The organism is Candidatus Poribacteria bacterium (genome assembly GCA_021295715.1).
GTDB lineage: Bacteria > Poribacteria > WGA-4E > WGA-4E > WGA-3G > WGA-3G.
In genome coordinates, this window is record JAGWBV010000053.1 from 14,799 (window position 1) to 27,269 (window position 12,471).

The 12,471-nt window shown below is 49.1% G+C and carries 11 protein-coding genes; 4 read left to right on the plus strand and 7 right to left on the minus strand.

Annotated features, from left to right (window positions below):
• Positions 1 to 145: 145 nt before the first annotated feature.
• From J4G07_13870 to J4G07_13885, 4 genes are all read left to right on the plus strand, one after another.
• Positions 146 to 1,042 carry an HAD family hydrolase gene (locus tag J4G07_13870; protein MCE2415083.1) on the plus strand — a complete coding sequence of 299 codons (897 nt, stop codon included), beginning with the start codon at positions 146 to 148 and terminating at the stop codon, positions 1,040 to 1,042.
• A gap of 111 nt (positions 1,043 to 1,153) precedes the next feature.
• Entirely contained in the window at positions 1,154 to 2,104 is a 951-nt protein-coding gene (locus J4G07_13875; protein MCE2415084.1) for a D-2-hydroxyacid dehydrogenase, read from the plus strand.
• 236 nt (positions 2,105 to 2,340) lie between these two features.
• Entirely contained in the window at positions 2,341 to 2,523 is a 183-nt protein-coding gene (locus J4G07_13880) for a hypothetical protein (GenBank protein ID MCE2415085.1), read from the plus strand.
• Positions 2,450 to 3,466: an AAA-like domain-containing protein gene (locus J4G07_13885; protein ID MCE2415086.1), complete on the plus strand. Its 1,017-nt coding sequence runs from the start codon at positions 2,450 to 2,452 to the stop codon at positions 3,464 to 3,466. Before J4G07_13880 ends, J4G07_13885 begins: the two co-directional genes overlap by 74 nt.
• Positions 3,467 to 3,474: 8 nt before the next feature.
• Here J4G07_13885 and J4G07_13890 read toward each other — a convergent pair whose 3' ends face one another.
• The 7 genes from J4G07_13890 to J4G07_13920 form a co-directional block, all read right to left on the minus strand.
• The gene (locus J4G07_13890) at positions 3,475 to 5,631 is read right to left on the minus strand and encodes a nitrate reductase (protein ID MCE2415087.1); all 2,157 of its coding nucleotides are present in this window, start codon (positions 5,629 to 5,631) and stop codon (positions 3,475 to 3,477) included.
• A 172-nt stretch (positions 5,632 to 5,803) separates the two neighbouring features.
• Positions 5,804 to 7,147, minus strand: coding sequence for an MFS transporter (locus tag J4G07_13895; protein ID MCE2415088.1), 1,344 nt, complete (start codon positions 7,145 to 7,147; stop codon positions 5,804 to 5,806).
• Positions 7,148 to 7,270: 123 nt separating this feature from the next.
• Positions 7,271 to 8,860 (minus strand): ferredoxin--nitrite reductase, encoded by a 1,590-nt coding sequence (locus J4G07_13900; GenBank protein MCE2415089.1) that lies wholly within the window; start codon positions 8,858 to 8,860, stop codon positions 7,271 to 7,273.
• A gap of 243 nt (positions 8,861 to 9,103) precedes the next feature.
• The gene (locus J4G07_13905; protein MCE2415090.1) at positions 9,104 to 9,733 is read right to left on the minus strand and encodes an ANTAR domain-containing protein; all 630 of its coding nucleotides are present in this window, start codon (positions 9,731 to 9,733) and stop codon (positions 9,104 to 9,106) included.
• 279 nt (positions 9,734 to 10,012) lie between these two features.
• A complete protein-coding gene (locus J4G07_13910) occupies positions 10,013 to 10,678 on the minus strand; it encodes a methyltransferase domain-containing protein (GenBank protein MCE2415091.1) in 666 nt (221 codons plus the stop codon).
• Between the two features lie 88 nt (positions 10,679 to 10,766).
• Positions 10,767 to 11,357 carry a Uma2 family endonuclease gene (locus J4G07_13915; GenBank protein MCE2415092.1) on the minus strand — a complete coding sequence of 197 codons (591 nt, stop codon included), beginning with the start codon at positions 11,355 to 11,357 and terminating at the stop codon, positions 10,767 to 10,769.
• Between the two features lie 91 nt (positions 11,358 to 11,448).
• Complete coding sequence (locus J4G07_13920) at positions 11,449 to 12,468, minus strand: AIR synthase family protein (GenBank protein MCE2415093.1); 1,020 nt, start codon at positions 12,466 to 12,468, stop codon at positions 11,449 to 11,451.
• Between the last annotated feature and the right edge of the window lie 3 nt (positions 12,469 to 12,471).

The following is a 12,471-nucleotide window of genomic DNA, read 5'->3' on the forward strand; positions in this document are numbered from 1 at the left end:
CTCGTGAAGTGCGCCTGTCCTGATTAGCCTAAGAGGATAGCCTGCAACACCGGCGCAGGCGGATATACGGAAACAATTGTTGTTTACCGAATCTGCCTGACCGACCCGCAAGGTAAAATTAAAAAACCGCAAGGAAAATTAAAAAATGGATCACGGATCACAACAAGCATTATACGATTTTGAACCGCAACACGAATTTTTCGTTGGAATCGACTCAGACGGTTGCGTTTTCAATAGTATGGAGGTCAAACACAACGACTGTTTCAGCGTGAACCTCGTTAAACATTTCGGCTTGGCATCTATTTCTCGGCAGGTGCATCAGGCGTGGGATTTTGTGAATCTTTACTCAACGACGCGCGGCACGAATCGCTTTAAAGCGATCCTGCTGGTGTGCGATTTCTTACGCGAGATGCCACTCGTGCGAAACATGGGGGTCGCAGTGCCGGAACTGTCGTACCTACGAGAATGGTCGGAAACGGAAACGAAACTCGGTAATCCCGCACTGCAAGCCGCAATTGACAGCGCAACTGGGGAACGACTTGACGAATTGAGCCAAGTGATGGAGTGGAGTCTCGGTGTCAACGAAAGTGTCGCAGAGATTGTCTACAACCTTCCACCCTTTCCTGGGGTGCATGAGACGTTGCAACGGCTTCAGGGCAAATCGGATGTCATCGTCGTTTCCGCAACGCCAGATGAGGCACTCGTCCGGGAATGGGCTGAGCACGAAATTGACACCTACGTCGCGTTGATTGCTGGACAGGAGATGGGAACAAAAACGGAGCATCTCACGATAACGACAAAAGACAGGTACCCCGAAAACCATGTCTTAATGCTCGGTGATTCACCCGGCGATTTGAAAGCGGCAAGAGATGTAGGGGCACTCTTCTTTCCTGTCAATCCCGGTTCCGAGGACACATCTTGGCAACTCTTCCTTGACGAGGCGATGGATAAATTCTTCAACGGACAATACGCCGGTACTTATGAGGACGCGTTGATTGACAAGTTTCAGGAATTGTTGCCAGAAACCCCACCATGGCAATGAAAACCAGAACGTAGGGTGGAAGCAGGAGGGAAGTGTGGAGGCCCCCCTCCCTCTCCTACTTCTTCCATCCTTCCAATTACCTATATTACATTATGAAAGGACCCTTAGTGTATGAAGATTTTACTTCAAGGACGTGTTGAAGGTGAACTCCTCCAGAGATTAGAAGGCATCGTCGGCGACGAACACACCTTTGTTATCCCAGGTTCACGCGAGGAACTTATTGAAGAGGGCAAAGATGCTGAAGTCTTCTATGGCTACTGCAGTGAAGACCTATTTCCGCACCTACCCAATATCAAATGGATTCAATCTTCCAGCGCAGGCATGGATCGGCACATGTACCCCGCGCTTCGTGAGAGTGATGTCATTCTAACAAACGCTGCAGGCTTATATGGAACACACGTCGCAGACCAAGCGTTCGCACTCCTGCTCGGATTGGCGCGGGGTATCCACGAATCCGTTCGGAATCAGGACAAACACCAATGGGGTGGCGCAAGGACAATGCCAATGATCGAGATTGATGGGTTCAAGATCGGTATTGTTGGCATGGGTGGCATTGGGATGCAGATGGCAAAGCGCGCAAAGGGCTTCGATATGTACGTTATGGCTGTCGATGCCTACCGCACCGATAAACCCGACACCGTTGATGAACTGATGCCGATGGATCAGCTCTCAAATATGATGAGCCAAGTGGACGTTGTGATGATTGCATGTCCGTTGACTGAGGAGACACGGGGACTCATCAATAAGGACAACCTATCCGTGATGCAACCGACAGCGTTCTTTATCAACGTCGCCCGCGGTCCGATTGTCAATGAACCCGATCTGATTGAGATTCTACGCGCCGGTACAATCGCTGCGGTAGGCTTGGATGTCACTGAGATCGAACCGCTTTCGGCAGACAGTCCATTGTGGGATTTTGACAATATTATCATTTCGCCGCATTCTGCGGGAGGTTCGCAGCGCCGTATGCAACGGATTACCGGGTTCTTCTTGGATAACTTGGAACGGTATCTGAAGGGTGAAGAGCTGAAGAACATTGTGAACAAACAACTCGGTTTCTAAAAAAAAGAGTATCTGATTTCTCCAGTGCCTTGATCTCCCGATCGGGGCATTGCATTTTTTATTCGTTCTACAAAACTTAGCGATATTCAAGAAGCGATTAACAAGGTCTTGGATTAGGAATTTAACCGCTTGTGTAGCAGTGTGATAAATCGCACTACTACGAACCTGCCCTAACATAGAAAAAGAATATAACACCATTCGTGTTTTGAAACACAAACCATACAAAAGGAACACAGATGAGAAGGTTTGGCACACAGGGACCCGTGAACCCTGAACAGCACTATGTTGTCGCACGCACGGAAGAACTCACAGAGTTCATTAAGCGCGTCAAAGAGGGACGCTATATTGTCATCTTCGCACCGCGGCAGACAGGTAAGACGACTTTTTTTCCAACGTGCCGTTGCAGCACTTACTGCTGAAGACCTCACCTATTTTCCCATTCAACTGAATTTTGAAATATATGTCGACTGCAGTCGTTCCGAATTTTACAACTTTCTCACCAAACAGATTTGTAAGGAAATTAAACGCGTTTTCCAAAAGCGCAGAGAGGCACTTGACGAACCACTAAAGCATTTTCTCGACAATGCCCAGATAACCAATCATTTATCAATGATGGAATTCTTTGAAGGGGTTCAGCGTTTCCTGAAGGACGGGGAAGATTGGCAGAAGGTTGTTCTCATTATCGACGAGTTTGATGGCATCCCCACATCTGCCCTGAAGGGTTTTCTGCACGCTTTTCGACATACTTACATCACTCACGCTACGCTTCAATGTCCGCACAGCCTTGGCATTGTGGGGGTCAAGAGCATCGCACAACTTGACTATGATCGCTCTGTTTCTCCGTTCAATATCCATGACGATTTTGCTTTGTCCAATTTTACGCTTGCACAGGTGCGAGAGCTGTTCAGGCAATATACTGCTGAGGCCGGACAAGCCTTTGTTCCAGAAGTGATTGAATCTATTCACAGACAGACGGGGGGACAACCCTTCCTCGTCAACCGATTCGCACAGATACTTACTGAAGAGATGGACATTCCGAAAACCGAAACACTGACAATGACCCACTTTTCAGAGGCACATATACAACTTTTGGACGAAAATAACACCAACCTAACACATTTGATAACCAATATCCGCCGAAACCCGCGCTTTGAAAGCTTTTTGATGCGGATCCTATTGTACGAGGAAGGGGTGCCTTTCAACCTACGCAATGAACTTATTAATGAACTCGCAACGTACGGAGTGCTCGCGAGAGGCACTGACAGGATGTGTAAAATTGCCAACCCAGTTTATCTACATTGCATCATGCAAGCATTCAAACCGATAGTGCAAGAACGCCCTTCACGAGAAAATTTTAGATAGATCCTCCCTTAAACGGTGGTTCGTCCCCCCGAATCATCACATTCAATCCGAACAGCACAGAATTTCAACTCCGGTTGCTTGGATACCGGATCAAACGCAGAATTCGTGACATAGTTCGCATTCGTTTCGGCATGGAAAAGATCCCCCCAATGAAAAGGCGTAAAGAGTAAGCCACGTCGAATCGTCTCTGTGACACGTGCCTTTGCATAGCACCTTCCGCGTCGCCCGACAAGGTATACCCACTCACCGTCTTGAACATCGTTTTCTACCGCATCATCGGGATGGATTTCCACGAAAGGTTCCGGGTCTTTACGCACCAGCTGCGGCACCTTGCCCGTCCGGGTCCGGGTATGCCACTGGCTCTCAACGCGTCCTGTCGTTAAGCCGAGCGGAAATTCTGCATCTGTATCTTCATCAGGAGGCTTATAGACGGGCGTATGAAATTGTGCCTTCTCAGACTCAGTGAAAAACTTCCTACGCGTATACCGACGAGGTGTCCCAGGGTGTCTCGGGTAAGGACAGGGCCAGCGAAGTGATGTCTTCGCGAGCCGTTCGTTCGTCATTCCCATCTGATCGCACGGTGTCCCTGCGGTTAAAAGCCGATATTCATCCCATACCTCTTCAGGTGTATAGAAATCAAAATTCCGTTTGAATCCCATCGCTCTTGCGACCTGCGTGAATATCCACCAATCCGATTTCGCTTCACTGGGTGGCGTGAGGAACTGCTCACTTCGGACGACAAGCCGTTCGCTGTTCGTCATAGTGCCTTGCTTTTCACCCCACTGCGCTGCAGGAAGGATCACATCGGCGTACTCCGATGTCTCTGTCGGGTAATAACAATCCTGCACGATGACCAGATCAGCACGCCGGAGTCCTGCTTGCGACACTTTTGTATCGGGCATGCTGACAGCGGGGTTCGTGCAGGCGATCCAGAGGGCGCGAACCTTACCCTCAGCTGCCGCCTCAAACATCGGGACTGCTGTTAGACCGGGATTCGGGTCAATGCTACCGGGTGGAACGCGCCAGGCACCCTCTAAATAAGCGCGGTGCATATCGTTCGTGACGACCCGGTAACCGGGTAATTGGTGTGATAGATATCCGACCTCTCTACCGCCCATCGCATTCGGTTGCCCTGTGAGTGAGAACGGACCGGCACCCTTTATACCGACTTCACCTAACTGGAGATGTAGGTTGATGAGGGCGACATTTTTGTCAACACCGCTTGTGCTTTGATTCGTGCCTTGACAGTAAAAACTAAGCAAACGACTCGGCTTAGAAAGATATTCGACAATCTCGTCGATACGCGCGGGGTGAATATCGCAGGCAGTGAGAAGATCATCTTCATCTAAGCTATCCAAGTGGTTTTCATAAGCACTGAAGTTTTCTGTGCTCCTTCGGACGAAACGTCTATTAATCCGTCCTATCGCAAGGAGACGTTTGGCGATGAGTTGGAGGAAGGCGACATCGCTTCCAGGGGCAAGGGGGACGTGGATGTCTGAAAATTCCGCTGTCTTGCTGCGTCGCGGATCCACGGTGATAATCCGTGTATTCGACTCAGTCGCTCGCCGTTTCCGAATCATCTGGAAGAGAACGGGATGATTTACCGCCATATTCGCGCCGATAATCAGAAAAACATCGGCGTGCTGGATGTCGTCGTAACAGGTCGGCGGTCCATCTGAACCGAACGACTGCATGTAACCGACCACCGCAGAAGACATACACAACCGACTGTTCGTGTCTACGTTGTTCGTCCGGAGGAATCCTTTGAACAGTTTATTGAAAACATAGGAAGCCTCTGTGTCCAACTGTCCGGAGCCGTAGAATGCGATAGAATCTTTGCCGTGCTCCAATTGGATTTCGTGGAGCCGATTTGCTGTGAAGGCGATGGCTTCGTCCCACGAAACCTGACGTGGTGGTTCACCTCGGCGATCGCGAATCATAGGATAGGCGAGCCTTCCGTCATGGTTTTGAAAAACTTGTTTGAGATGTGCGCCTTTTGGACAGAGCATACCGTAATTTGGGGCGACATCGTCGTCCGCTGAAATCCTCATAATTTTGTTATCCTGAACGGTTGCGCGGATGACGCAACCGACACCACAATAGGGACATACCGCTTTTCCTGTTTTTTTAACTTTCCTTGCGGTTCGGTCAGGTAAGTTGGGCATTGAAAGTGCCTTTCCGTATATCCGCCTGCACCGTTGTTGCAGGCTACGGTTTCGTTAAACTCGCATATAGGGCAAGAGGACCTCGCCCTTACGCGGTTTATGCTATAAGATGTATGTTGTTAACCAGAAACCCGCTCGTAACGAAGTGAAGAGCGGCCCAGGTTCCCATAAATTAAAAAGCTTCAGCTCTCAGGCGTTGTTTCTCAGCGAGTGCGGCATCAAATGCTTTCTTCTCTGCGTTTTCGACTGCCGGTGAGAATCTCACCAATGCTGTAGCGACCGAAGCGACTGCAACCATGATGCCGAGATATAACAAACCTTGCTGCATTGTGATGCTCTCAGAACGGAACAGAAAACCCGCTGCGACTGCACCAGCGTTTCCACCCGCACCCACAATACCTGCAACGGCTCCTAACGCCTTTCGATTAATAAACGGGACAATCCCATAAGTTGCACCTTCGGACATCTGCACAAAGAGACTGAAGACAATCATCGTGCCGACAGCAAGCACGAGAACCGCCATTTGAGAGAACACGATAAGCATGATCCCTTCACCTAACAGGACAACGAAGAGGAACATGACGCGTCCACGGAGTCCCATCTTTTTTGCAAAGAAGTCAGAAAAAGCCCCGCCGACAGTCCGCGCAAAAATGTTCATTAGACCGAACAACCCTGCAATGAGTCCGGCAGTTTTGACATCTAACTGGAAATGATCGTGGTAGTAGAGTGCTGCCACGTTGTTAATAGTAAGTTCCACCCCGAAACAGGCAGCATAAATGAAAAAGAGTGCCCAGACGCGATAGTCTTTAATCGCCAGCATGAAAGACTCCATGCCCTTGCCTTTCGCGGGTTCGAGGTCACCTCGGTCCCGGAGTTCCTTATAGTTCCCATTGGGTGCGTCTTGCGTAAGGAAGTAATACGCGAAACCGGTGATAAACAGAGCGATCCCAGGAATAATCATTGCCAACCGCCATCCGAGGAATTTGTCCACACCGAAACTGAGAACAGCGGTAAAGATGAGAGGCATCACCATCTGCGTGACACCGCCGCCGAGGTTCCCCCAGCCTGCTGTTGTTGCGTTTGCTGTGCCGACACAATTCGGGGCGAACATCGTTGATGTATGATACTGCGTGATGACGAACGCGGCACCGATCGCACCGATTGCCAATCGGAATAGCAGAAACGTCTCGTAATTCTGAGCGAGACCGATACCCATGACGGGTAGTGAACCGAGAATCAGCAACCACGTGTACGCCTTTCGAGAACCGATCCGGTCGCACAGCGGTCCGATTAAGATTCGCACAATAACTGTGATTGCAACAGAGGCAATAATCGTGTTACCAATTTGTGCTTTTGTTAGCATTAGGTCTTCACGCACAATTGCCATGAGTGGCGCGATACCGAACCATCCAAAAAAGGCAAGAAAGAACGCAAACCATGTGGTATGGAAGGTGCGCATCTGAACGGTTTTTAAACTGAAAAGATTTATTTGTGTCGCTTTATTTTTTATGTTCATTAATGCCTCCAATTTTTAAAGATTATTAAATTTTGATAGGAAGGAAACTTGGAAGATTGGAGGAGATGCTTTTGCCACCCTTCCACCCTTCCATACTTCCACCCTATCTCCGTGACTTCCACCCTATCTCCGTGAGAGGTAAGGAATGAGTCCCTCAAGTACTTGCGGTAGTTCATCGCAAGGGACGTTCTCCAATAACTTCGGTGCGATTTTCGGATGTGCCCCGGCATCTCCTTTCAGGAATACGTCCACTGCATCGGTGACGATCCCGTCAATTTTGGTCTTCTTACCGAGGAGTCCGATGTCTGCCGCAGCGTGGTTGCCACACCCATTTGGGCATCCCGACCAGTGTATCGTAAGCGGTTTAGTGTTGCCGAGTTTCGCCTCCAGATGTCGGATCGCTTCCATGGCGCGTTCTTTGGTTTCAATCAGCGAGAAGTGGCAGTAGTCAATGCCAGTGCAACTCACCATACCGCGCATGACTTCCGAAGGATCATAGCGGAGTTCCTGTAAGAGCGGTTCCGCGGTGAGGTCTCCGATTTTTGCGTCTGGCACGTTGGTAATAATCAAATTCTGCCCCTGTGTGAGACGGATGTCGCCGTTGCCGTATTCGTCTGCGATCCGGGCGACCTCGGAAAGTTGTGTTGTTGTCATCCGTCCGACTGGGACAACAAGACCGACGTAGTTGAGGTGTGGCTGTTTCTGTGAGAAAATGCCCGTGTGATCAGTCTTGTTCTTACCACGTGCTTCTTTCCCCGCTGTCAGGAGCGGCTGCTTTCTGTGCCGATGGCTTTCCAATTCTTTTCGGAATTTGTCTACACCCCAATCTGCAATCAGAAAAGCGAGGCGAGATTTATTGCGAGCTGTCCGAGGTCCGTGATCTCGAAAGATTAGCGTAATGTCCGCACACAAGACTGAGGCTTCTTTAGGCGTAATAAACACATCAAGGGGTTGCGCGAGGGTGTAACCACCAGAACCCATCTTCCCACCGACAGCGACGTTAAAGCCGTTTATCTTTTCACCGTCAATGTCTTTCACCGCTGGTGTAAGGGCAATGTCCTGCGAGGCGGTATGCGTGCAGTTATCCAAACATCCTGTGATACCGACGTTAAACTTCCGCGGAATATCGGTAAATTCCTTATTACCAACACAGAGTTTTGTGAATTCCCTACCGACATGCGAAGCATCAAAGAGCTCATTGGGTGTCAAGCCCGCAGCGGGGCATCCGATCACACCGCGGATGTTATCGAAGCCTGTTTGGAGTGAACCTAAACCGACCTCTTCGAGCCGATTCCAGATATGTTGGACATTCTCAATCGTGAAACCTCGCAATTGAATCTGCTGACGCGTTGTGAGATCAACGAACCCGGGTCCGTGTGCTTCACTGATTTCAGCAATGGCGCGGAACTGCTCCGAATTGCTAAAGCCACTTGACATACGGAGACGCATCATGAATGCACCAGGGGTTTGCTTTCGAAAAAAAACACCTACCCACTTAAGCCGATCACGTTCGTTCGGGGGAATAGATTCCCAACCCTCCTGAATGTAGTTTGGAATATCATTGATGACCTTAAGTCCGTTTTTCTCTCGCTTCAGAGCTTCCGCAGCGTTTATCTTGGACTTTGCTTTTTTGGAAACCCTCGCGCTTTTCAAACTCGGTGCTGAACGCACACCTCGGCTTGTGGAAGTAACTTTCTTTTTTGATTGGTTCACCTTTGAATCTCCTTCAGAAACAAAAAAAGGCATCCATCAGCGAGTATAAGACTCAGCTGAATGGACACCTGTGTCCAGACCTAAATTGCGCCATCAAGGCACAACTTGCCTTTATTTTATATTCCACCTTCGGTTAGGTGTTATCGTTATTCATTACAGGAGTGCAGGACACATCAGTCGTATTCTGAGAGAACAGAACTTTCTGATGTGAATACTTTGTTCACCCTTGAACAAGCACTACTTCTACAACTTATTTGTTAAAACGTCAGCGACAGACAGCACGTCTTGTGAGATTTCCGCGAGCCGTTTTCTGCGATTCATCGCCATCTTCCGCAAAATTTGATACGCTTGTGATTCGTTGCAGCCACGTTGCTGTGCGACCACTTCCTTCGCACGTTCAATGATTTTGCGTTCGGCAAGATTTGTTTTCGTTTTTTCAAGTTCTTCTTGCAATGCCCGATATTCGTAGAATCGAGCGACAGCTGCTTCAATAATGGTTTTCACTCGGGCACCCGTAAGTTTCCCGACGGCATACGCCGAGACACCCGCACGCGTCGCTGCCTGAATCGTTTTCGATCGTTCATCACGTGAAAACATGACTGTCGGACACGGGTAACTCTCGTGCAGAGACGCGACCCAACTGAGAACCGTTTGTCCTGGGAAGTCAACGCCGATCAATATGATGTCTGGCTTTATCTGTGTAACCTGCTCAGTTAAACCTTCCTGTAGACGCACAGGTACAGCGACTTTGTAACGGCTTGCTTCCAGTATCTGGATTAGCGAATGTGCGCGTTCTGGATTGTTATCAATGATTAAAATTCGCCCCTTCCCAGTAACGGGTGGGGATTCCGGCGTTGAGGGGACTGCTTCCATTCTCCACCTTTTCCCAAGTTAATACCACGTAGATGTGCTGCAACAACGGAGGTATGCTGACCTCAATACACCATTAGCAAAAACCTTGCCAAACATATAGAACATTGATTTCCCTAAGGTGCCTGACACTTCTGCAAAATGGAAACCCCGCAGAAGATTCGCGGGGTGCTAATTTTTGCCTATTTTTTTAGCAGAATGTCAGCGTTTTTCCTGTTTTTTGGGCAATACAGGTTTCTGTTACAGCGAAACCGTTTACACGGTTGACCCCGTATACTTGAACTATACAGACCGCTGCACGGCGTAGATATTAACTTGAGAGGTTTGTCCGTCCAATGTGACAGGGGTGGAGTTCTTTTGATAGACGAAGCCGTTGTCAGTGAGCAGTTTGAAAAAACCGGTCGCGTTGCTACGATTCGGTTCGGAAAAGAGAGCGACACCATTATGGGCGAGATGCTCCTGAAGTAGCGTCAGGATCGGTATCCAATGCGGTTCTTCGTAAATGACATCGGCGGCGAGAATGGACAGAAATTTGCGATTGAAGCAGGGGGTGTTCCAATCCATCAGGACGAAATCGGCGCGTTGGCTCACATCATTCTGTTCGGCGTTGTGGTGTGCGAAGCGGAGTGCTTCCTGTTCCGCATCCGTGAAAACCACGCGCCCACCCATTTGACAGGCAACAATTCCTGCCAGTCCAAACCCACATCCGATTTCTAAGATGTGCACATCTTTTAGGCGCGTGCCGATTTTTTCTATGTGGTGGGCGAGACCGATCGAAGACTCCCAGAGATAGGTCCAATAGGGAAGGTAAAGTTTGCCTTGATCGTCTTCTCGACTGAGTCGTTCGAGAAACCAATCGGGGTCCTCTACGATTGTGAGTTGAACCCGACCGGTTTTCAGCTTAATGATGGTACTTGTTAGCGGATAGTCTCGCAAATCGGTGTTCATCTACTGAAATTAGGGGTGCCAAAGGTGTTTGACGGAAGTATGTGCTTGGAGTCCTACTTCAAAATCGCCCTTGTGGTTCTCCAAAACGCTACTCAGGAAACGTGACGCGTTCGTAGATTTCCTGTAAAAACAATTCGCATTGGATAGAGGTAAGGGGTAGACTTTCCTCAATAGCTTGGAATTCGGTGAAAATCCACTGTTTCTCTTGGCGACGGTAGTGCTCCACACAAACCTCGTCTTGGGCGACGAGGAGGTATTCCTGCAACGATGGGAGTTGTCGGTAGTGCGCGAATTTTTCGCCTCGGTCATACGCTTTGGTTGAGAGTGAGAGAACTTCTACCAAAAGAATAGGGTTAAGGAGTGTGTCGAAAACGTCATCTTCAAAACGGGGTTCGTCACAAACGACAACGACATCTGGATAGAAATAGGATGTTGTCGTGGGGGTGCTCACACGCATCTCGTTCGCGTAAGTTTCGCATCTGCTCCCTCTTAACAGGTTACGGAACTCACCAGATATATTACCTGTAATGAGGTTATGCGCCCGGCTCGCGCCAGACATCGCGATTAACTCACCGTTTAAGTACTCATGCCTGATTATTTCTGCGTCTGGAAGTGCTTTGCGTTCAAAAGCGATGTATTCTTCGGGGGTGAGGTATGTTTGTGCTGCAGAGGCTCCCATGGTTTCCTCCGGTGATGTACTGAACTGATAATTTGTATTATAGCGTAATTCCGAGAAGATGTCAAGGAGGGATGGAAGCATTCAAAGGAACTTAGAAAAGTTTAGCGATTTCGTCCGTCTCAAAAATAGGTAGTGGTTGTTGTCTGCCAGTGGTATCTTCCAACCACAATCCGTGCTCAGGTGGTGAAAACTTTCCGATAATATCCGCATTGATACCAGCCATACCGAGGACTTGACAGATTGTTTCGCCTTTTTCAGGTGCCGAGGCAATTAACATGGCACCCGATGAAATGATACCAAGCGGATTGAGTCCAAACATATCACATAACGTCCGTGTTATATTGCTATACAATATGGGTGAGTCAAGAAGTTTATCCGAATAGACGGTCACCCCTAACTCGGCGGCGGTTGCCAACTCGTAAACAGCGGTTGCGACACCGCCTTCTGTGACATCGTGCATGGCGTGCACGCCACCTGTGGCGATTGCGATTTGGGCATCCTTTAGCACAGAAATTCCGGGATCCGTGAGATAGTTCTTTGCCTGCTCCAAGAATTGGGCATCACATTTATCATGCAACTGATCTTCACACTCGCGCGCGATGATTGCTGTTGCCTCAATGCCGATTCCTTTTGTGAGAATGAGAGCATCCCCTGCGCAGGCATCCGCCGAAGTGAACAACGTATCTTTATGGGTAACCCCCATCATTTGTCCGATGACAACGGGTTGTGTCACAGCAGGTGTGATTTCGGTGTGTCCACCACAAAGCGCGATGTTGAACGCCGCACATGCCTCTGTGATTTGTGCCATGATGTCGCGAACCATTGTAGAGGTGGTTGCATCTTCGGGTAACAGCAGCGTTACCAGCAACCATTTCGGCACAGCCCCCATCGCAGCGATGTCATTGCTATTAACACAGACCACGTACCACCCAATATCTTCAGTCGCAAAGGTTATCGGGTCGCTCGTCGCAACGAGGTAATTGTCCCCGAATGCCATGACTGCGGCATCTTCGCCGAGTTGTGGACCGACAACCACGTCTGTATTTCTGTCGTGTGTGGGTAGAAGTTCTTTTAAAAAGTCGTGTTTCAGTTTTCCAACGGGCAGATTCATGAC

Bases quoted from the DNA above. Each gene is read 5' to 3' on its own strand.
- J4G07_13870 (MCE2415083.1), top strand. From the start codon at position 146: ATGGATCACGGATCACAACAAGCATTATACGATTTTGAACCGCAACAC.
- J4G07_13875 (MCE2415084.1), top strand. From the start codon at position 1,154: ATGAAGATTTTACTTCAAGGACGTGTTGAAGGTGAACTCCTCCAGAGA.
- J4G07_13880 (MCE2415085.1), top strand. From the start codon at position 2,341: ATGAGAAGGTTTGGCACACAGGGACCCGTGAACCCTGAACAGCACTAT.
- J4G07_13890 (MCE2415087.1), bottom strand. From the start codon at position 5,631: ATGCCCAACTTACCTGACCGAACCGCAAGGAAAGTTAAAAAAACAGGA.
- J4G07_13895 (MCE2415088.1), bottom strand. From the start codon at position 7,147: ATGAACATAAAAAATAAAGCGACACAAATAAATCTTTTCAGTTTAAAA.
- J4G07_13905 (MCE2415090.1), bottom strand. From the start codon at position 9,733: ATGGAAGCAGTCCCCTCAACGCCGGAATCCCCACCCGTTACTGGGAAG.
- J4G07_13910 (MCE2415091.1), bottom strand. From the start codon at position 10,678: ATGAACACCGATTTGCGAGACTATCCGCTAACAAGTACCATCATTAAG.
- J4G07_13915 (MCE2415092.1), bottom strand. From the start codon at position 11,357: ATGGGAGCCTCTGCAGCACAAACATACCTCACCCCCGAAGAATACATC.
- J4G07_13920 (MCE2415093.1), bottom strand. From the start codon at position 12,468: ATGAATCTGCCCGTTGGAAAACTGAAACACGACTTTTTAAAAGAACTT.